The sequence below is a fragment of the Leuconostoc litchii genome (assembly GCF_008107645.1).
In the GTDB taxonomy this organism is placed as follows: domain Bacteria; phylum Bacillota; class Bacilli; order Lactobacillales; family Lactobacillaceae; genus Leuconostoc; species Leuconostoc litchii.
The window spans coordinates 122,843-141,012 of the sequence record NZ_SDGY01000005.1; the positions used below are offsets into that span (position 1 = coordinate 122,843).

Consider the following 18,170-nt stretch of genomic DNA (forward strand, 5'->3'; position numbering starts at 1 on the left):
GTATATAGCAAAGTTTACAATCTTTGTTATATTTCCTTTTGCGCGATGTTACTATGGAAAAAGCTAAAAAAAGACAGTTTGGTATTATAGCTACAATCGTTTTAGCTGCCGTTATTGTCCTTGGTTTATTATGGGCCACAGCTGCTGCTAAACAAAATGAAGAACACCAAGATACTTTACAACGTGTTGAGAAACTAGGTCGAATTGTTTGGGGTGTGAAGTCTGACACAAAATTATTTGGTTTAATGAATACAAAGACAGGTATTTCAGAAGGGTTTGATGTTGATATAGCTAAAGCGTTAACCGTGCAAATATCAAAACAAACAGGCGTACCACTCTCTGCAGAATTTGTACCAGTGTCTTCATCTTCAAAAATACAATTGTTGAAGAATACTAACATTGATGGCACTGTATCAACAATGACAATTACACCTGAGCGTGAAAAAATAATTGATTATACCAATCAATATTTTGATGCTGGACAGTCTATTTTGGTTAAGAAAGATTCAGGTATTAAGTCGATCAAAGATATGAATGCCTCAAAATATACGGTGATTGTGGTTGTTGGTACCACTGCAGCTGAAGAAACCAAAAAGTTTGCACCAAAGGCTAAAATATTAGCAGTGCAAGACTATGCCACTGGTATGCAGGCATTAAAAGCAGGTCAAGGTCAAGCAATGTCGACTGATAATGCTATCTTGTATGGGTTTGCTACGGAGAACCCAGATTATCAAATTGTAGGTGGAACATTTACCCACGGTCCTTATGGTATTGCCTTTGATAATAACCAACGACCAATGGTTAAAGAAACTAATAAGGCGCTAGCAACTATTAAGAAAAACGGCGTCTATAATAAATTAATTAAGAAGTGGTTCAGTGATGTGCCAGGACTTGATTGGCATGAATTGGAGGCGAAATAATGAGTTTACTGCAAAATAATTTCCCAACGTTCCTGCAAGGATTTGGCTATACTTTATTATCAAGTATTATTGCACTAATCATTTCCATGATTTTGGGCACATTCTTTGCTATTTTACAAATTTTGCCACAAAAATGGGCGCAAAAAATTGGTAATGTATATGTGCAAGTATTTCGCAACATTCCATTATTAATTATTACCTTCTTCTTCTTCCTAGTTGTTGCTAAGGTTATCCCAATGAATGGGTTTGCAGCTGGAACTATCGCATTATCATTATATACATCAGCTTTTATTGCTGAAACAGTTCGTGCGGGTATCCTCTCTGTTGATAATGGACAAATGGAAGGGGCGCGTGCAAATGGTCTATCTTTTGGTCAAAGTATGCGTTACATTATCTTACCACAAGCATTCAAAATCGCCTTGCCTTCACTAGGTAATCAGTTTATCAATTTGGTTAAAAATTCATCAATTTTGGCCTTTGTTGGTGGTCTAGACTTAATGTATCAAGGAAATATGGTGGCTGCTACTACATTTGATACATTCACCACGTATATAGTGGTGGCAATCTTTTATCTTGTGATTACATTACCACTAAGTTATTACATGCAAAATCTTGAACGTAGACTAAAACACGCAGCATAAGGAGGACAGTATGGTTACATTAGGAATTTTTGACGCCTTTACACCGCAAAACGTCCAATATTTGTTGGGTGGATTAGGCGTTACAGTTGGCGTATCAGTTATATCGGTTATCTTAAGTTTCATTGCTGGTTCAATAATTGGCATTGTTCAGTTTGAGCGGATTCCATATTTTTCTACATTCGTTGGTACAATTAATAATATTATTCGTAATTTACCATTATTGTTAATTATTTTCTTCGTCTATTTTGCGCTACCCAAACTTGGTATTCACTTACCAATATTCTGGGCGACAGTCGTTGCAATGAGTACATTTGAATCATCGATGCTTGCTGAAATTGTACGCGGTGGTTTAGAATCTATTGATAAGGGACAATTTGAAGGCGCCCGTGCAAATGGACTAACGAATATTCAAACAATGGTTTATATTGTTTTGCCACAAGCGTATAAGAAAATGATTCCACCAATTATTTCACAATTGATTTCATTGGTTAAAGATACAAGCCTTGCAATGGGTATTGTCTTATCAGAAATGACATACCGTGGGCAAATTGTATATGCTCAAAATTCCACTTATATTATTCCGGTTTTGATTGCAATTACATTGGTTTACTTCTTGTTGAATTATGGCCTATCGTTAATTGCTAAGTGGTTTGATCGCCGATTAGCTTAAAGGCATTTATCATTTTTAATAAAAGTATGATTTTTTCTTAGAGAATAAGCTTTACATTTGATGTGAAGCGTTTAATATTATTCTCTATAAACTTAAAAAATCATACTTTTTTTATTTTATTCTTAACCTAATCAATTTATTAATGTAGCAAAAATTAGAAATTTAAAAATAATAATAGGATTTTTAGCATATAAAGTTGCTGTAATGGTCTATTTTGTTAGTATTCCTAACATTTTTTAAAATTGCAACAAAATATTAAACTCTAATATAAATGAGTTGCAAATGAGAAAACGACGTGGTAAACTAAAAATCATTAATACACTAAAAAGTATATCGGGAGGATATATCTTCATGGATACATGGAAAAAATGGGCGATTGGTGCGGCCGTTGTGGTTGTTGCCGGTGCTGGAACGCGCGCAGCTGGTCTCTGGGGCGGTTCAAACGGTTCTGATAAAGATACGCTTAACCTCACATTTCCAACACCGATTCAGACGTTGGACATATCAAAAAATACAGACCAATATTCTGGTACAGTTATTGGTAATACAGGATCTAACCTATTACGCGTCAATGCTAAAGGTAAGACGGTTCCTGATTTGGCAAAATCCGTTAAAGTCTCTAAAGATGGGTTAACTTATACTGCAACACTTAGAAGTGGGTTGAAGTATTCTGATGGTTCAAAATTAACTGCCGAAGATTTTGTGTATTCATGGCAACGTATTGTGAATCCTAAGACTGCTTCTCAATACGCCTATCTATCATCCGGTGTGAAAAACGCTGATGCGATTGTAGCTGGTAAGGAAGATGTAAAAAACCTCGGTGTTAAGGCTGACGGCAATAAGGTTGTCTTTACGTTAGAACGACCATTACCGCAATTTGAATATTTGCTAACTTTTGCTAACTTTATGCCACAAAAGCAAAGCTTTGTCGAAAAGCAGGGTAAGAAGTATGGTACGACATCTGCTAAACAAATCTATTCAGGACCCTATAAGTTTGAGGGGTGGAATGGAACAAATAATAAGTTCAAGATGGTCAAGAACGATAATTATTGGGATGCTAAGAGTGTGAAGACGAAAGAAATTACATGGCAAGTTATTCAAAAGCCGGAAACCGCTGTTCAACTTTATAAGCAGGGTAAGCTAGATCGTACAACCATATCTGATACACCTGAATTATATAAAGCCAACAAAAATAATAAGGATGTTGTAAAACAGCCTGAAGCAACAACAAGTTATATTGAATATAATCAAACTGGTAAGAACAAATTCTTAGCTAACACGAAGATTCGACAGGCTTTGAACTTGGCCACTAATCGTAAGGAATTAACGGATCAAGTTACATCTGGTATTTCTACTGCTGCAACAGGTTTGGCACCAGAAGGATTAGCTAAAACAGCATCTGGTAAAGATTTGGCTGCATATGTTGCACCAGGATATAAATATGATGCAACCGCTGCTGCCAAGCTATTTGCTGAAGGACTAAAGGAAGTTGGTGAAACGAAAATGAGTTTCACCATTACCACAGATGCTGATTCTCCTGCTGGTAAATCAACCTTGGATTACCTTAAGGGTTCTATGGAAAAAGCCTTGCCAGGACTGACGGTTAACGAAAAATTTGTACCATTTAAGCAACGTTTGTCTGACTCACAAACTCAAAACTTTGATGCCGTTGTATCGCTTTGGGGTGGAGACTATCCAGAAGGATCAACATTCTATGATTTGTTTAAAGATGGTGCTTCTTATAACAACGGTCAATTTAAGAATAGCGCTTATACTAAAGCGGTTGAAAAGGCCGAAACTACTGATGCATTGAATGCTTCAGCTAGAGATGAGGATTATAAAGAAGCGGAAGCAGCATTGTATAAAGATGCTAACATTAATCCATTATACTTCCGCTCAAAGTACGCATTATCTCGTTCAAACGTTAAGGATATAATTATTAATACTACTGGTTTGAATATGGACTTGAAGTATGCTTATCGTAAGTAAGCGATTTATGGTAGAATTAACCTATATTTAATCAAAATGAGAATTGACGATTGTCAATTCTTATTTATTAGAAAGATAAGACTATGTTGAAATATATTTTAAAGCGATTAATTCTTTTGATCTTCACGTTATTTTTGGTTATTACGGCGACATTTTTCTTGATGCAAATCATGCCTGGCACGCCTTTTAATAATCCAAAGTTGACACCAGAAATGATTGCGCAATTGAATAAGGCGTATGGGTTGGATTTGCCACTTTGGCATCAATACCTTAATTATATGATTAACGCTACTCATGGTGATTTTGGAACATCGTTCCAGTATCAAAATCAAAGTGTCGGTATGTTGATTGGTCAGCGTCTACCAATCTCTGCTCAACTTGGCGCACAAGCATTAGTCATAGGTGTAATTGCTGGGCTATTCATGGGGGCAATCTCTGCGCGAAATAAAAATAATAAAATTGATGGTACCTTAGGTGTTGTATCAACCTTAGGTATTTCAGTACCAAGTTTTATTTTAGCAATTATTCTCTTGTATTTGTTTGGGTTCAAATGGCCACTATTTCCTGTCTCTGGTTGGGGAGATTCGTTCTCTGAATCTGTGTTACCAACGATTGCGTTAGCTGTTGGCCCTGCAGCAATTGTGACACGTTTTGTTCGTTCAGAGATGATAGAAGCTTTAAGTTCAGATTATGTGCAGTTAGCACGCGCAAAAGGGCTTAGTGAAAAAGAAATTGTTAATAAACATGCTTACCGTAATTCGATGATTCCAGTTTTGACATTAATTGGTCCGATGGCAGCAGGTTTATTGACAGGTTCAACTTTGATTGAAAATATTTTTTCAATTCCAGGTATTGGACAACAGTTTGTTTCGTCTATTCCCACAAAAGATTTTCCAGTAATTATGGGTACCACAATTGTTTATGCCCTAATGTTGATGGTTATGATTTTGATTACGGATATTTTGACGGCTATTGTTGATCCGCGTGTTCGTTTGCAATAAGGAGGCTCATGATGGCTGCAAATACTGAAGATTTTGTCATTGTTGGCGCAAAAAGCTCTGATGCCAACGAACATATTGCTAAACCAGCTTTGTCATTTTGGCAAGATGCTTGGCGCCGCTTAAAATTAAATAAACTAGCAGTAGTATCAATGTGGTTCTTGATATTTATTCTTGGGTTCGCTATTGTGTCAAATATCTTTGTGACACAAAATGATGCGAATTCATTTGATTCTGATAATGTTGGTAAATACAAGAATTTGCCACCTAAATCAGGATTACCTATTCCTGGTTGGAACGGTAAAATAAAAGAGCCTGGCGCAACTGAGTCAACAGATCCATATGCAAATAGTAATGTGAAAAAGAATTATCTATTTGGAACAGACACAATTGGTCGTTCATTAGGAAAAAGAGTTATCGTTGGCCTGAGGATTTCTTTGTTAGTCGCTATTTCAGCTACATTAATTGATTTGCTTATAGGTGTTTCTTATGGCGTTTTTTCCGGTTGGAAAGGTGGCACAATTGATGTTGTGATGCAAAGAATTATTGAAATTATGTCATCTGTCCCCAATCTAATTGTTGTTACAATGATTGGTTTGTTACTTGGAAGTGGTGTGACATCTATTATTATTGCCATAGCTTTGACGGGGTGGTTGAGTATGGCGCGGCAAGTTCGTAATATGACGCTTTCTCTGAAAGAACGTGATTATGTACTAGCTGCAAAATCGTTAGGAGAAAGTTCTACTAAAATTGCTATTAAGCATTTGATACCAAATATGGCTGGAACGATTATTGTTCAAATTATGATGACGGTTCCCAATGCTATTATGTTTGAAGCTGTTTTGTCGGCGATTAATTTGGGGGTCAAGCCACCAACGGCATCGTTAGGATCATTGATTTCTGATGCTCAAAGTATGTTGCAATTTTATCCTTATCAAATTCTAATTCCTTCAGCTGTCTTGGTGTTGATTTCGTTAGCATTTATTCTATTGGGTGATGGACTACGAGATGCATTTGATCCGCGTGCAAGTGAAGATTAAGAGGTACATGTATAAATGAGTAATCCAATTTTAAAAGTTGAAAACTTACACGTCAACTTTAATACCTATGCTGGTACTGTAAAAGCTATTCGTGACGTTTCATTTGATTTGAATGAAGGAGAGACACTTGCAATTGTTGGTGAATCAGGGTCTGGGAAATCAGTGACCACGAAAACTTTAATGGGATTAAATGCTAAAAATGCTAGTATTCCAGATAATAGTCGCTTATTGTTTAAGGATAAAAATTTATTGGCATTGACCGAAGAAGAATGGCAACATGTTCGTGGTAATGAAATTGCTATGATTTTCCAAGATCCAATGACAAGTTTGGATCCAACGATGAAAATTGGTCATCAAATTGCTGAGCCACTAGTGAAACATCGCGGTATAAGCGAAAAAGAGGCTTTGGCACGTGCACTAGAATTAATGAAGGGTGTTGGTATTCCTGATGCTGAAGAGCATATCAATGATTATCCGCACCAGTGGTCGGGTGGTATGCGGCAACGTGCTGTTATTGCTATTGCCTTAGCTGCTGATCCCGAGATTTTAATCGCTGATGAACCGACAACGGCCTTGGATGTTACCATTCAAGCTCAAATTCTAAACTTAATGAAGAAATTACAAAAAGAATCAAATTCTTCAATTATTTTCATAACCCATGATTTGGGTGTTGTTGCCGGCATGGCTGATCGAGTTGCGGTCATGTATGCAGGAAAGATTGTCGAATATGGTACGGTTGATGAGATTTTCTTTAATCCACAACATCCATATACGTGGGGATTGTTAAATTCTATGCCAACAACTGATACTGAAGAAGGCTCATTACAAGCTATTCCTGGTACCCCCCCTGATTTGCTAGAACCTCCCCTTGGAGATGCCTTTGCACCTCGTAACGTATATGCACTAGCAATTGATAGCCGTGAAGAACCACCGTTCTTTAAAGTCAGTGATACACATTATGCTGCAACTTGGTTATTGGATGAACGTGCACCAAAAGTGACACCACCAAAGCAAATTTTGACTCGTTGGGCACATTGGCAAGAATTACAAGGGCAGGAGGCTTAATCATGACTGAAGAAACACCAAAGAAATTGGTTGAGTTGAAAGATTTACAGCTATATTTTAATAAAGGTAAATCAAATGAGGTTCGAGCTATTGATCATGTGAGTTTTGATATCTATGAAGGTGAAGTATTTGGCTTGGTTGGTGAATCGGGTTCTGGGAAAACAACTATTGGCCGTACTATTTTAAAGTTATATGAGCCTACAGATGGGACGATTACTTTTGATGGGAAAGACGTTACTAAATTAAAAGGTAAACAGCTCTCAGAATTTCGTAAGAATTCGCAAATGATTTTTCAAGATCCACAAGCTAGTTTGAACGGGCGTATGAAGGTTCGCGATATTATTGCTGAAGGTATTGATGTGAATCATTTGGCTAAGTCTAATGATGAACGAAACAATAGGGTTCAAGAGCTGTTGGACTTAGTTGGTTTAAATAAAGATCATTCTTCTCGTTATCCACACGAATTCTCTGGTGGACAACGTCAACGTATTGGAATTGCACGAGCCTTGGCTGTGGATCCTAAGTTTATCATTGCTGATGAACCAATATCGGCTTTAGATGTTTCAATTCAGGCACAGGTAGTTAATTTGATGAAAGAATTGCAAAAGAAACATTCATTAACTTACTTGTTTATTGCGCATGATTTGTCGATGGTGAAGTATATTTCAGATCGTATTGGTGTGATGCATTGGGGTAAACTGCTTGAAATTGGTACCGCAGATGCCGTATATAATCATCCTTTGCATCCTTATACAAAAAGTTTGCTATCTGCTATTCCTGTCCCAGATCCAGAAGTAGAAAGTAATCGTCAGCACATTGACTATGATTCAAGTATTGAAACAGATGGCAAAGAGCGTACAATGTTGGAAGTCAATCCTGGACACTTTGTCTTGGCGACTGAAGAAGAAGCTGCTGCTTATAAACTAGAACAACAATAAATAAAAATCGGACATATTTTGTGTTCGATTTTTATTTAATTAAAATTAGTATATAATGTTTATTAATAAATAACGAGAATTAATTAAGAAAGCGTGATTAAATGGTTCGAATTCAAGATGATTTTTTTGAAGCAGTGAATGGTGATTGGGAGAAAAAAGCGATTATCCCAGCAGATAAACCTCGTACAGGCGGTTTTAGCGATTTATCAGATGATATTGAGGAGTGGCTATTAGACACAACAGCGAAATGGCAAGAAGGCCGAAGTTTACCAAACGATAAAGTTTTGAATAACTTTATTAAATATCATCGTTTAGCATCTGATTTTCAAGCACGTAATCAGATTGGCGTAACACCAGTGTTGCCCATTATCAAAAAATATCAATCATTTACATCTTTTTCTGATTTTGCTTCACAAATTTCAGAATTAGAAGATGAAGGTTTCACCAATGCTTTTCCATTTGGCGTAGAACCTGATTTTAAAGATGCCCGCACAAATGTTTTGTGGGCTGGCGGATTGGATATCTTGTTACCAGATACAACTTATTACACGAAAGATCATCCACAAAAAGCAGAGCTATTAGCCAAGTTTCGTGAAGAACAAGAGACTTTGTTACCCAAGTTTGGATTTTCAGAATCTGAGACAACAGATTTAATTGATAAATATCTTTTATTTGATGCGCGAGTAGCTCAAGTGGTTTTGAGTCAGGAAGAAGGACACGAGTATGCAAAATTATACCATCCATATAAATGGTCTGAATTTGTACAATTAGCACCTGAACTACCATTGAACGACATTCTTTCATCATTAATTGGTCAATTGCCCGACATGGTTGTCGTTCCTGAAGAGCGTTTTTGGAAAAATGCTAATCAATTCTACTCAGAAGAAGCTTGGCCACTATTAAAGGCTTATCTTTTAGTGAAGATTACCAACCAATTCACAGCTTATTTGTCTGATGAAATTCGTATTTCAGGTGGTATATACCAAAGAGCCTTAACTGGACTCCCTGAGGCTATGAGTCAAGAAAAATCTGCGTTATATTTAGCCACAGCTCCATACAATCAAGCAATTGGGTTACATTATGCATCGAAAAAATTTTCTCCGGAAGCCAAGGCAGATGTGGAGAAAAAAGTTGCTTCAATGATTGCAGTTTATAAGGATCGACTAAAGTCTGTATCGTGGCTAAAAGAAGGAACTCGTAACAAAGCGATTACAAAATTAAACACGATTGTACCTCATATTGGTTATCCTGAAAAGTTACCAGAGCGTATATACCAAAAAATAGTTTCAGATCATGATACATTATTTGAAGCAGCTGTGAAATTTCGAAAAATAGAAATTACCCATGCTTGGAATCAATGGCATCAATCAGTGGATCGCAGTGAATGGCACATGCCTGCTCACCTAGTAAATGCATATTATGATCCACAGCAGAATCAAATTGTTTTTCCAGCAGCTATTTTACAAAAACCATTTTACAGCTTAGATCAGTCTTCTTCAGCCAATTACGGTGGTATCGGAGCTGTCATTGCACATGAGATTTCTCATGCATTTGATACAAATGGTGCATCGTTTGATGAGTATGGTAGTTTAAATGATTGGTGGACGAAAGAGGATTATGCTGCGTTTAAAGTACGAACTGATAAAATTGTTGAACAGTTCGATGGTATAGATTCTTATGGCGCTAAAGTCAATGGGCATTTAACTGTTTCGGAGAATGTTGCTGACTTAGGTGGTTTGGCCGCTGCGTTGCAAGCAGCAAAAAATGAGGAAGATTTTTCAGCAGATCAATTTTTCGTCAGTTGGGCCACAATTTGGCGTATGAAGGCTCGACCGGAATACATGAAGCTATTAGCAGCGTCTGATCCTCATGGACCTGCTAAACTACGTGTTAACGTGCAGGTGAAGAATTTTAATGCATTCTTTGATGCTTTTCATGTTACTAATGGTGATGGCATGTGGTTAGCTCCTGAATCTCGTGTGCAAATTTGGTGAATAATATACTTCTTAAAACAAAAAAAGCGCAAATATGGCGTTTTTTTTGATACAATAATAAAGATTAATTTTGGAATGAGAGAGCGATATTGTCTGAAAAATTTATATTATATGGCATACAAATATTACTTATTATTGTTATGCTAGTCATGTTGATAGCCATTAGTAAAGTATATTTATTGCAACGTTTACCAATTTTTAAACGATTTGGATTAGGTATGTTGATTGGATTTGTAACAGATTTCGGAGACACACTTGGCATAGGATCATTTGCAACCACCACGGCTGCTTTTCGCTTAACTGGTTATGTTGATGATGATCGAAAGTTGCCGGGAACCTTAAATGCGGTTCATGCTATACCGGTCATGTTTCAAGCGTTGTTTTTTATTACCGCTGTTAAAGTCGATTTAACAACACTTATACCAATGACGACAGCTGCCGTGATAGGAGCTTACATCGGTACACATGTGACTAAAAATTGGCATGCGCCTACTGTTCAACGTGTAATGGCTGGTGCTTTGCTGATTGCAGTTATTATCATGGTTATTCGTATGATTACAACACCCGGAAGCAATAATTCAATGAGTGTTCATGGATTACATGGGTGGTGGCTTTTTTTTGGTATATTATTTAACTTTGGTATAGGTGTACTAATGACAATGGGATTAGGTAATTATGCCCCAGAGCTAATATTTTTTTCTTTGATGGGTGTCAATCCAGCAGTCGCATTTCCTGTAATGATGTTGGATGCGGCTTTAATTATGCCTACAACAGCCTTAAACGTTATCAAAATGAATCGTGTCTCATGGCGTGGTTTTGCTGGTGTCGCTGTTGGTGGAGTCCTAGGCGTTATCGTTGCAGCTAAATTTTTTACCAGTATGGATGTTGATTTATTGAATAAATTAATCGTTGTGGTTGCTTTATGGACAGTATTTGGATTAGTGCGTGACTCAATTAAAAAAAATGTTTGAAAAAATCACGAAAAGGTATTGTCAACTATTCGATTTTCTGGTATTATAATATAGTTGTTTGAGATATGGGAGTGTAGCGAAGTCTGGCTAAACGCGACGGACTGTAACTCCGTTCCTTCGGGTTCGTAGGTTCGAATCCTACCGCTCCCATTGCCGATTTTAGCTAACGGCAAAAGAAATTAGCTATTGCCCCTTCGCCAAGTGGTAAGGCATCGGTTTTTGGTACCGACATGCGCTGGTTCGAATCCAGCAGGGGCAATTTTATTAGAGGAACTTGGAAAAGTTCCTCTTTTTTGTATATAATTATTCATAATCCATAAATATGAGGCGATGGCTATGAACTTTTTTGTGAATAAAGCAATTGGGTATAGTAACAGTGGGGTTGAGCATGCACAATTTTATCGCGCGCAGTGTTTTCGTGAAAAAAAAATACCATTTAAGTTTATTTTTACAGATTTATTACCTCAATTGCATAAACACATGGGGTTGTGGTCGTTGCCAGAACGTGAAGTAATCGGGCTGTACGACTTTTTTCTGAGTGATAATCCCGATGAATATGCTCATAGTGGTTTAAAGCAGACCAATGATTATACAACTGACTCGCTATGGGATTTAACCAATACACAGCGTTTAATTCGGCACCAAACAACAGGAGAATATACTGAAACTATTTTACGTTCGAAAAAATACTCTGAAACGAAAAAAGTCTATCTTGTTAGTGATGATCGTATTCTTTTAAAAAATGGATTGCATGAAATAATGTGGCATTATCGTACTTCTGATGCACGTGATAAGGTAGCTACTAACATTCATGTTAATAATTTTCGTGGTAAGAACTATGTATTTCCGACTAAGGAAGCGCTGATTGATTTTTTTTTCATAGAGATGCAAAACATATTTCAACAAAATGTGTATTTTTTAGATCGTGGTACAGAATCTGAGGAATCACTTGTAAAGTTGAAACAATTAGGATTGTCGCTAAAAATTATTGATATTGTTCATGCAGAGCATTTGGTAACCTATCAAAATGGTCATCCATTATGGAACAATTATTATCAGTATATGTTTAATCATTTGGATACGATAGATTTTGTAGTAACATCAACTAAACTACAAGCAGAAGCCATAATAAAACAACTATCTCAACTAGGCAGAGTTGTTGCGGATAAAGTTTTGGCAATACCTGTTGGTGGCGTAAATAATTTGCAACAACCAAAACATTGGCAAGGAGGCCAAGCAAATTTTGTTACGGCTTCTCGTCTTCACTCTGAGAAGAATATTCTACAAATCATTCAGGCAATTAAACAAATTTGTGAGGACGGATTAGATGCTACATTAGCCATATATGGTTCTGGTAATGAAGAATCGCGTATTCGAGAGTTGATAGATACATTAGCGCTGCAAGATAGGGTGCAGTTAAAAGGATTGAGTCAAAATGTAGTGCATGAATTTCAAAAATATGACGCTTTCGTATCAGCTTCATATTCGGAAGGATTTGGCTTAACTTACATTGAAGCCATTGAGAATTCTTTGCCGATAGCTACTTATGCTAACTTGTATGGCGCAAAAGAGTTGGTGATTGACGGATTCAATGGATATCTAGCATCTTTTGATGGAAATTTATTGCAAGAATCTCAAAATGTTATTCATCTTGCAAATGCTATGAAACAAATTTTTACCGACAAACACTATGATTATTTATCGAAGGGTGCTTATCAACAGGCGCAAAAATATCAGTCAGCTTATATTGCTGATCAATGGGCAAAATTAATTGAGGTGCTAGAGTGAAAATTGAGATTATAAACGCACTCACAGATGTTAATCAAAAAGGGCCTGCATGGCAAATTGAACAGGTGAAGTCCGGAAATAGCGACGAATTATGGTTAGCTACGCCACATGAAGATGCAGTGTATTTGGTTAAAAATCTTGGTCTTGATCCTACGAAAGTATTTGATATCTATGCACAGTCTTATTTAACGGATATAGATGAAACAACTGGTATTTGGTGGGGCGATTTGTCAGTACCTAATGATGCGCAACTAGTCGTTTATCCTGATTGGAGCAAGTATGTTATTAGTCAGGGTCAAGTACTGGCAAAGGTCAGGTGGTTTGGTCATTCAAAACGAATTGTTCAAGCAGTTGTTTGGCAAGATATTGATGGGGAAATAGATTATAAAGATATTTATTTACGTAATGGGAAGCTGTTTGCTAAACAATATTTTAGTGAAGGGCAACTGTTGAATACTAATTTTTACTTTGGTCAAAATAATGTAATGGTTGAAGATTATTATTTTGAAGGACAGCGTAATTTTGTATATGCTCAGCAACAAAAGTATGCTAGTGCTGAAAATTATATCCTGCATACTTTGGCACAATATCCTGAAAATGATTATCGTATAACACAGTTACAACGTGTTCCGAATTTATCAGCAAAGCATACAACACTAACAATAATAGATGATATAGTTGATGAGCAGGGGCGTATTTTGCCTAACCTAGAAAAAATTTTAAAAGATGACACACATAATGTTTCGAGTGTGTTAGTTGATAAAAAAAATTATAGATTATTACGGTTATCAGGGTTGCCTGTTAAAAAAGTACATCGGTTGAATTAATCGTGCAGTTTCTCACACGCGAACAACACAAAGACAAAATTTTGTTTTATAATAGACTTGTAACTATAAAAATTTGGAGGCTATCATGGCTAAATTGACTGTTTCAGATTTGGAACTTTCAGGTAAGAAAGTATTGATGCGCGTTGACTTCAACGTGCCTATCAAGGCAGGCGTTATTGGAAACGATAACCGTATTGTGGCAGCTTTGCCAACAATCAAGTATGTTTTGGAAAACAATGGTCGTGCAATTTTGTTCTCTCATTTGGGACGTATTAAGTCTGAAGACGATAAGAAAGAATTGTCATTAGCACCAGTTGCCGCACGCTTAGGTGAATTATTGGGTAAGGACGTTAAGTTCGTGCCACAAACTCGCGGTGAAGAATTAGAATCAGCAATCAACGCTTTGCAAGATGGTGAAGTTTTGATGGTTGAAAACACACGTTTTGAAGACGTTGTTGATGGTGAAGTAGTTAAGAACGAATCAAAGAACAATCCTGAGTTGGGTAAGTATTGGGCATCATTAGGCGATGATTTGTTCATCAACGATGCCTTTGGTACAGCTCACCGTGCCCACGCTTCAAACGTAGGCATTGCTTCAAATGTTTCACAAGCAGCTGCTGGCTTCTTGATGGAAAAAGAAATCAAGTTCTTGGGTGATGCTGTTGCTAATCCAGTTCGTCCTTTCGTTGCTATTATCGGTGGTGCAAAGGTTTCTGATAAAATTGAAATCGTAAAGTCATTGTTGAATAAAGCTGATAAGGTTATTGTTGGTGGTGGAATGGCCTATACATTCGACGCTGCTAAGGGTAACAAGATTGGTAATTCATTGTTTGAGGCTGATAAAGTTGAATTAGCTAAGGAATTGATGACAGAAGCTGGCGATAAGTTGGTTTTGCCAATCGATTCAATTGCTGCTGACGCATTTTCAAATGATGCAAAGACTGAAGTTGTTGATGCCGAAGCTGGTATTCCTGACGGCTACATGGGTCTAGATATTGGTCCTAAGTCTGTTAAGTTGTTGCAAGACACATTGTCTGACGCAAAGACAGTTGTTTGGAACGGACCTATGGGTGTGTTCGAAATGCCTAACTTTGCTAAGGGAACTTTGGCAATTGGTGAAGAATTGGTTAAGGTTACTGAAAACGGTGGTACAACAATCGTTGGTGGTGGTGATTCAACTGCTGCGGTACAACAATTGGGAGTCGCTGACAAGTTAACACACATCTCAACGGGTGGTGGTGCTTCACTTGAATACCTTGAAGGTAAGGAATTACCTGGTATTGCTTCAATTTCCGAAAAGTAATTTTAAAAGTAGCGCGAAAGCGCTTTTTTTGTGCACTAATTTAAATAATTGTTAAACGTTTAATTGATTATTCATCGTATATATGGTTTAATAATTAACGGACAAAATAACGTTTGCCAGTGAGCAGACATTTTGGAGGAAATATTATATGACAGTTAGTCAGTCCGAAAACGTAGCACAACAGGAACCAGTATCTATAGAGAAGATGACCAGCGAGCAAAAAGTTGTTCTTGGTTCAACAACTCTGGGCTTTACCTTAGATCATATGGATGCAACTTTTTTATCATTTGCATTGGCTCCTATGATTGCTGAACTACATATTACTGGCGCACAAGGTGGTATTATCGCAGCTATGTCGAACTGGGGGGCGCTATTAGGAAGCCTTTTGTTTGGTATTTTAGCGGATCGTATTGGTCGTGTTAAGGTTTTATCTTATACAATTATGTTGGTAACTTTTGCAACAGTTATTTTGGCATTTTTGGACAATACACATACAATTTATGCAGCTCGCTTCTTGTTAGGAATGGGAACTGGTGGTGAGTATGGTGTAAGTATGGCATTAATTGCCGAGAGTTTTAGAGCTAGTCGGGTAGGTCGAATGAGTTCTATTACAGCAATTGGTGGACAGGTTGGTGCTATACTTGCTGCAATTTTGGCAACATTAATTATGCCGTCATTTGGTTGGCGCGGTTTGTTTATGCTAGGATTTTTGCCACTAATCGTTGTGTACATTGTTCGTCGTCATCTAAAGGAAACACCTGAGTTTGAACAGTTACAATCTGAGTACAAGACTGGTAAAAAGAAATTTAACTTTGCAACGATTGCTAACACACCTAAGCGTGCTTACACATCCTTTGTGTTGATTATCATGTTGACGATACAAACAGCTGGTTATTATGGCTTGATGAATTGGCTACCAACCATTATGCGTAAGCAACTAGGTATAACAGAAACTATTACAGCTGGATATGTTAATCTTGGCATGATACCAATTATTCTAGGTATGGCGATAGGAATGTTTACGTTTGGGACAGTTTTGGATCACATCGGACCTCGCAGGGCATTTGCTATATTCTTAGTTGCTTCAGCACTGATGATTTATGTATTTACATTTGCGTATAACATGTGGACGTTAACCATTTTAGGCGCATTAGTTGGATTTTTCTCTAATGGCATGTATGGTGGATTCGGCGCAGTAATTAGTCGATTATATCCTTCAGAAATTAGAGCTACAGCAGCTAATACATTGATGGGTTCAGGACGTGCAATTGGTGCATTTTCATCGGTCGTGATTGGCTGGATTATGGATAACTATAGTGTTGCGACTGTGATGTTAAGCCTATCTCTAATGTATATGGTTAGTCTAATATTCATGTTGACAATCCCTGGTTTTAAAAAACTAGGACGTAATTAATATTTTAATAAATTTTAAAAGAGCATTTATTCATAAATGCTCTTTTTTAGTTTGTTTATGTGAATCGGCTCACGAACAAGGTTTGGTCGAGCTTAAATTATACTTTACAAATACAGTAATAAGGGTTAAAATTAATTGTAAATAAGTTCACATACAAGAAAGAGGTTAAAAAATGAAAGCAGCAGTTGTTCGTAACGTAAATGATGGTTATGTCGATTTAGTTGATGATTGGCAACCACGTGCGTTATCATTTGGGGATGCATTGGTTGATATTGAATATGTTGGTCTTTGCCATACTGATTTACACTGTGCAAATGGTGATTTTGGTGATCCTAATAAAATTGGTGAACGTAATGGCAATTTCAGACGTGTTATCGGACACGAGGGTGTCGGACGTGTTGCTAAATTAGGTGAAGGTGCTGATGCCTATCTTGAAGTCGGTGACCGTGTTTCAATTGCTTGGTTTTACGATGCCTGTGGCGTTTGTGATTACTGCGTATCAGGAAATGAAACATTCTGCCGTAAAGTTCGTAACTCAGGTTATACAATTGATGGTGCGATGTCACAACAAGCTGTTGTAAATGCTAAATATGCTGTCAAGGTTCCCGAAGGTTTGGATCCTGTTGAGGCTACATCTATTACTTGTGCTGGTGTCACAATGTATAAAGCATTAAAAGTTGGTGAAACTAAGCCTGGTGAGTGGGTGTCTGTTCATGGTGCTGGTGGTTTAGGTAATTTGGCCGTTCAATATGCACACAGCGTATTTGGTGCACATGTTGCTGTTATTGATGGTAATGATGATAAGCTAGCAGCTGCGAAGGCTAATGGCGCCGAAGTACTTGTTAACCGTAAGAAGGAAGATGTTGTTGCTAAGGTTAATGAATTAACTGGTGGCGTACACAACGCTCAAGTGACTGCTGTTAATGATGCAGCGTTCTCACAAGCTGTTAATGTATTGCGTCCTATGGGTAAACTTGTCGCTGTTGCTTTGCCACAAGGGGACATGGCTTTGAATATTGCTAAAACAGTTCTTGATGGTATCGAAGTTCGTGGATCTTTAGTTGGTACACGAGCAGATTTGAAAGAGGCATTCCAATTTGGTGCTGAAGGAAAAGTTAAGCCAATTGTTGAAACTGTTGCTTTCCAAGACATGAATGATATCATTGATGAAATGAAGGCTGGTTCAATTACTGGTCGTAAGGTTATCGATTTTACAACACTTTAATAATAAAAAACCTAAACAACCGTCAACGGTTGTTTAGGTTTTTTTATTTATAGATTAGCTTCTAATACAATTGTGTTTCCTTCGGAATCATGTATTGAAAAGGCAATTTTATTGCTGAATCGTTCTTCTGGTTCACCAATGATGGGCACAAAGTTATTGCGCAAATGTTTTCGTAGTTCCGTTTGATGGTCACGAACCAGCATTTCGAGTTTATCTGTAGGTTCACCGGAAACAAAAATAATATCCTCACCATCTATAACCAGATGACGACCACTTTGGTGGCCGGATTGTGGTAAATCAAAAACATCGCGCCAAAAGCGATAAGCTCGGTTAGTATCAGTAGCAGGAATTGTTTTAATGTTCAGTTTACGTGGTTTCATAATAATT

The 18,170-nt window shown here is 37.3% G+C and carries 16 protein-coding genes and 2 tRNA genes; 17 read left to right on the plus strand and 1 reads right to left on the minus strand.

What is annotated here, in order from left to right:
* Positions 1-53 precede the first annotated feature (53 nt).
* The 17 genes from ESZ47_RS07555 (at position 54) to adhP (ending at position 17,783) form a co-directional block, all read left to right on the plus strand.
* On the plus strand, positions 54-920 hold the full coding sequence (locus tag ESZ47_RS07555; protein ID WP_148606244.1) for a transporter substrate-binding domain-containing protein: 867 nt from the start codon (positions 54-56) through the stop codon (positions 918-920).
* Entirely contained in the window at positions 920-1,561 is a 642-nt protein-coding gene (locus tag ESZ47_RS07560; protein WP_148606246.1) for an amino acid ABC transporter permease, read from the plus strand. Before ESZ47_RS07555 ends, ESZ47_RS07560 begins: the two co-directional genes overlap by 1 nt.
* 10 nt (positions 1,562-1,571) lie before the next feature.
* Positions 1,572-2,231 (plus strand): amino acid ABC transporter permease, encoded by a 660-nt coding sequence (locus tag ESZ47_RS07565; protein ID WP_148606248.1) that lies wholly within the window; start codon positions 1,572-1,574, stop codon positions 2,229-2,231.
* A gap of 351 nt (positions 2,232-2,582) precedes the next feature.
* Positions 2,583-4,220, plus strand: a complete 1,638-nt coding sequence (locus tag ESZ47_RS07570; RefSeq protein WP_148606249.1) for a peptide ABC transporter substrate-binding protein — start codon at positions 2,583-2,585, stop codon at positions 4,218-4,220.
* A gap of 83 nt (positions 4,221-4,303) precedes the next feature.
* Entirely contained in the window at positions 4,304-5,221 is a 918-nt protein-coding gene (locus ESZ47_RS07575; protein WP_148606251.1) for an ABC transporter permease, read from the plus strand.
* Between the two features lie 11 nt (positions 5,222-5,232).
* The gene (locus tag ESZ47_RS07580) at positions 5,233-6,258 is read left to right on the plus strand and encodes an ABC transporter permease (RefSeq protein ID WP_148606253.1); all 1,026 of its coding nucleotides are present in this window, start codon (positions 5,233-5,235) and stop codon (positions 6,256-6,258) included.
* Positions 6,259-6,273: 15 nt separating this feature from the next.
* The gene (locus tag ESZ47_RS07585) at positions 6,274-7,323 is read left to right on the plus strand and encodes an ABC transporter ATP-binding protein (protein ID WP_148606255.1); all 1,050 of its coding nucleotides are present in this window, start codon (positions 6,274-6,276) and stop codon (positions 7,321-7,323) included.
* Between the two features lie 2 nt (positions 7,324-7,325).
* Positions 7,326-8,261 carry an ABC transporter ATP-binding protein gene (locus ESZ47_RS07590; protein ID WP_148606257.1) on the plus strand — a complete coding sequence of 312 codons (936 nt, stop codon included), beginning with the start codon at positions 7,326-7,328 and terminating at the stop codon, positions 8,259-8,261.
* A gap of 101 nt (positions 8,262-8,362) precedes the next feature.
* Positions 8,363-10,255 carry a M13-type metalloendopeptidase gene (locus ESZ47_RS07595; RefSeq protein ID WP_148606259.1) on the plus strand — a complete coding sequence of 631 codons (1,893 nt, stop codon included), beginning with the start codon at positions 8,363-8,365 and terminating at the stop codon, positions 10,253-10,255.
* Between the two features lie 89 nt (positions 10,256-10,344).
* Positions 10,345-11,226 (plus strand): sulfite exporter TauE/SafE family protein, encoded by an 882-nt coding sequence (locus ESZ47_RS07600; RefSeq protein ID WP_148606261.1) that lies wholly within the window; start codon positions 10,345-10,347, stop codon positions 11,224-11,226.
* Positions 11,227-11,293: 67 nt separating this feature from the next.
* Positions 11,294-11,376 (plus strand) — tRNA-Tyr (locus tag ESZ47_RS07605).
* A 37-nt stretch (positions 11,377-11,413) separates the two neighbouring features.
* A tRNA-Gln gene (locus tag ESZ47_RS07610) sits at positions 11,414-11,485 on the plus strand.
* A 77-nt stretch (positions 11,486-11,562) separates the two neighbouring features.
* Positions 11,563-13,014, plus strand: a complete 1,452-nt coding sequence (locus ESZ47_RS07615) for a glycosyltransferase (RefSeq protein WP_148606262.1) — start codon at positions 11,563-11,565, stop codon at positions 13,012-13,014.
* The gene (locus ESZ47_RS07620) at positions 13,011-13,841 is read left to right on the plus strand and encodes a glycosyltransferase (protein WP_148606264.1); all 831 of its coding nucleotides are present in this window, start codon (positions 13,011-13,013) and stop codon (positions 13,839-13,841) included. The genes ESZ47_RS07615 and ESZ47_RS07620 overlap by 4 nt, the downstream gene beginning before the upstream one ends.
* An 85-nt stretch (positions 13,842-13,926) precedes the next feature.
* Positions 13,927-15,144 (plus strand): phosphoglycerate kinase, encoded by a 1,218-nt coding sequence (locus ESZ47_RS07625; protein WP_148606266.1) that lies wholly within the window; start codon positions 13,927-13,929, stop codon positions 15,142-15,144.
* Between the two features lie 106 nt (positions 15,145-15,250).
* Positions 15,251-16,558 (plus strand): MFS transporter, encoded by a 1,308-nt coding sequence (locus ESZ47_RS07630; protein WP_280114213.1) that lies wholly within the window; start codon positions 15,251-15,253, stop codon positions 16,556-16,558.
* A gap of 172 nt (positions 16,559-16,730) precedes the next feature.
* On the plus strand, positions 16,731-17,783 hold the full coding sequence (adhP, locus tag ESZ47_RS07635; RefSeq protein ID WP_148606270.1) for an alcohol dehydrogenase AdhP: 1,053 nt from the start codon (positions 16,731-16,733) through the stop codon (positions 17,781-17,783).
* 47 nt (positions 17,784-17,830) lie between these two features.
* On the opposite strand, the gene ESZ47_RS07640 is transcribed toward adhP, so the two are convergent.
* Positions 17,831-18,163, minus strand: a complete 333-nt coding sequence (locus ESZ47_RS07640; protein WP_148606272.1) for a VOC family protein — start codon at positions 18,161-18,163, stop codon at positions 17,831-17,833.
* Positions 18,164-18,170 lie beyond the last annotated feature (7 nt).

Coding starts and splice junctions, on each gene's coding strand:
- ESZ47_RS07555 (WP_148606244.1), top strand. CDS start 54: ATGGAAAAAGCTAAAAAAAGACAGTTTGGTATTATAGCTACAATCGTT.
- ESZ47_RS07560 (WP_148606246.1), top strand. CDS start 920: ATGAGTTTACTGCAAAATAATTTCCCAACGTTCCTGCAAGGATTTGGC.
- ESZ47_RS07565 (WP_148606248.1), top strand. CDS start 1,572: ATGGTTACATTAGGAATTTTTGACGCCTTTACACCGCAAAACGTCCAA.
- ESZ47_RS07570 (WP_148606249.1), top strand. CDS start 2,583: ATGGATACATGGAAAAAATGGGCGATTGGTGCGGCCGTTGTGGTTGTT.
- ESZ47_RS07575 (WP_148606251.1), top strand. CDS start 4,304: ATGTTGAAATATATTTTAAAGCGATTAATTCTTTTGATCTTCACGTTA.
- ESZ47_RS07580 (WP_148606253.1), top strand. CDS start 5,233: ATGGCTGCAAATACTGAAGATTTTGTCATTGTTGGCGCAAAAAGCTCT.
- ESZ47_RS07585 (WP_148606255.1), top strand. CDS start 6,274: ATGAGTAATCCAATTTTAAAAGTTGAAAACTTACACGTCAACTTTAAT.
- ESZ47_RS07590 (WP_148606257.1), top strand. CDS start 7,326: ATGACTGAAGAAACACCAAAGAAATTGGTTGAGTTGAAAGATTTACAG.
- ESZ47_RS07595 (WP_148606259.1), top strand. CDS start 8,363: ATGGTTCGAATTCAAGATGATTTTTTTGAAGCAGTGAATGGTGATTGG.
- ESZ47_RS07615 (WP_148606262.1), top strand. CDS start 11,563: ATGAACTTTTTTGTGAATAAAGCAATTGGGTATAGTAACAGTGGGGTT.
- ESZ47_RS07625 (WP_148606266.1), top strand. CDS start 13,927: ATGGCTAAATTGACTGTTTCAGATTTGGAACTTTCAGGTAAGAAAGTA.
- adhP (WP_148606270.1), top strand. CDS start 16,731: ATGAAAGCAGCAGTTGTTCGTAACGTAAATGATGGTTATGTCGATTTA.
- ESZ47_RS07640 (WP_148606272.1), bottom strand. CDS start 18,163: ATGAAACCACGTAAACTGAACATTAAAACAATTCCTGCTACTGATACT.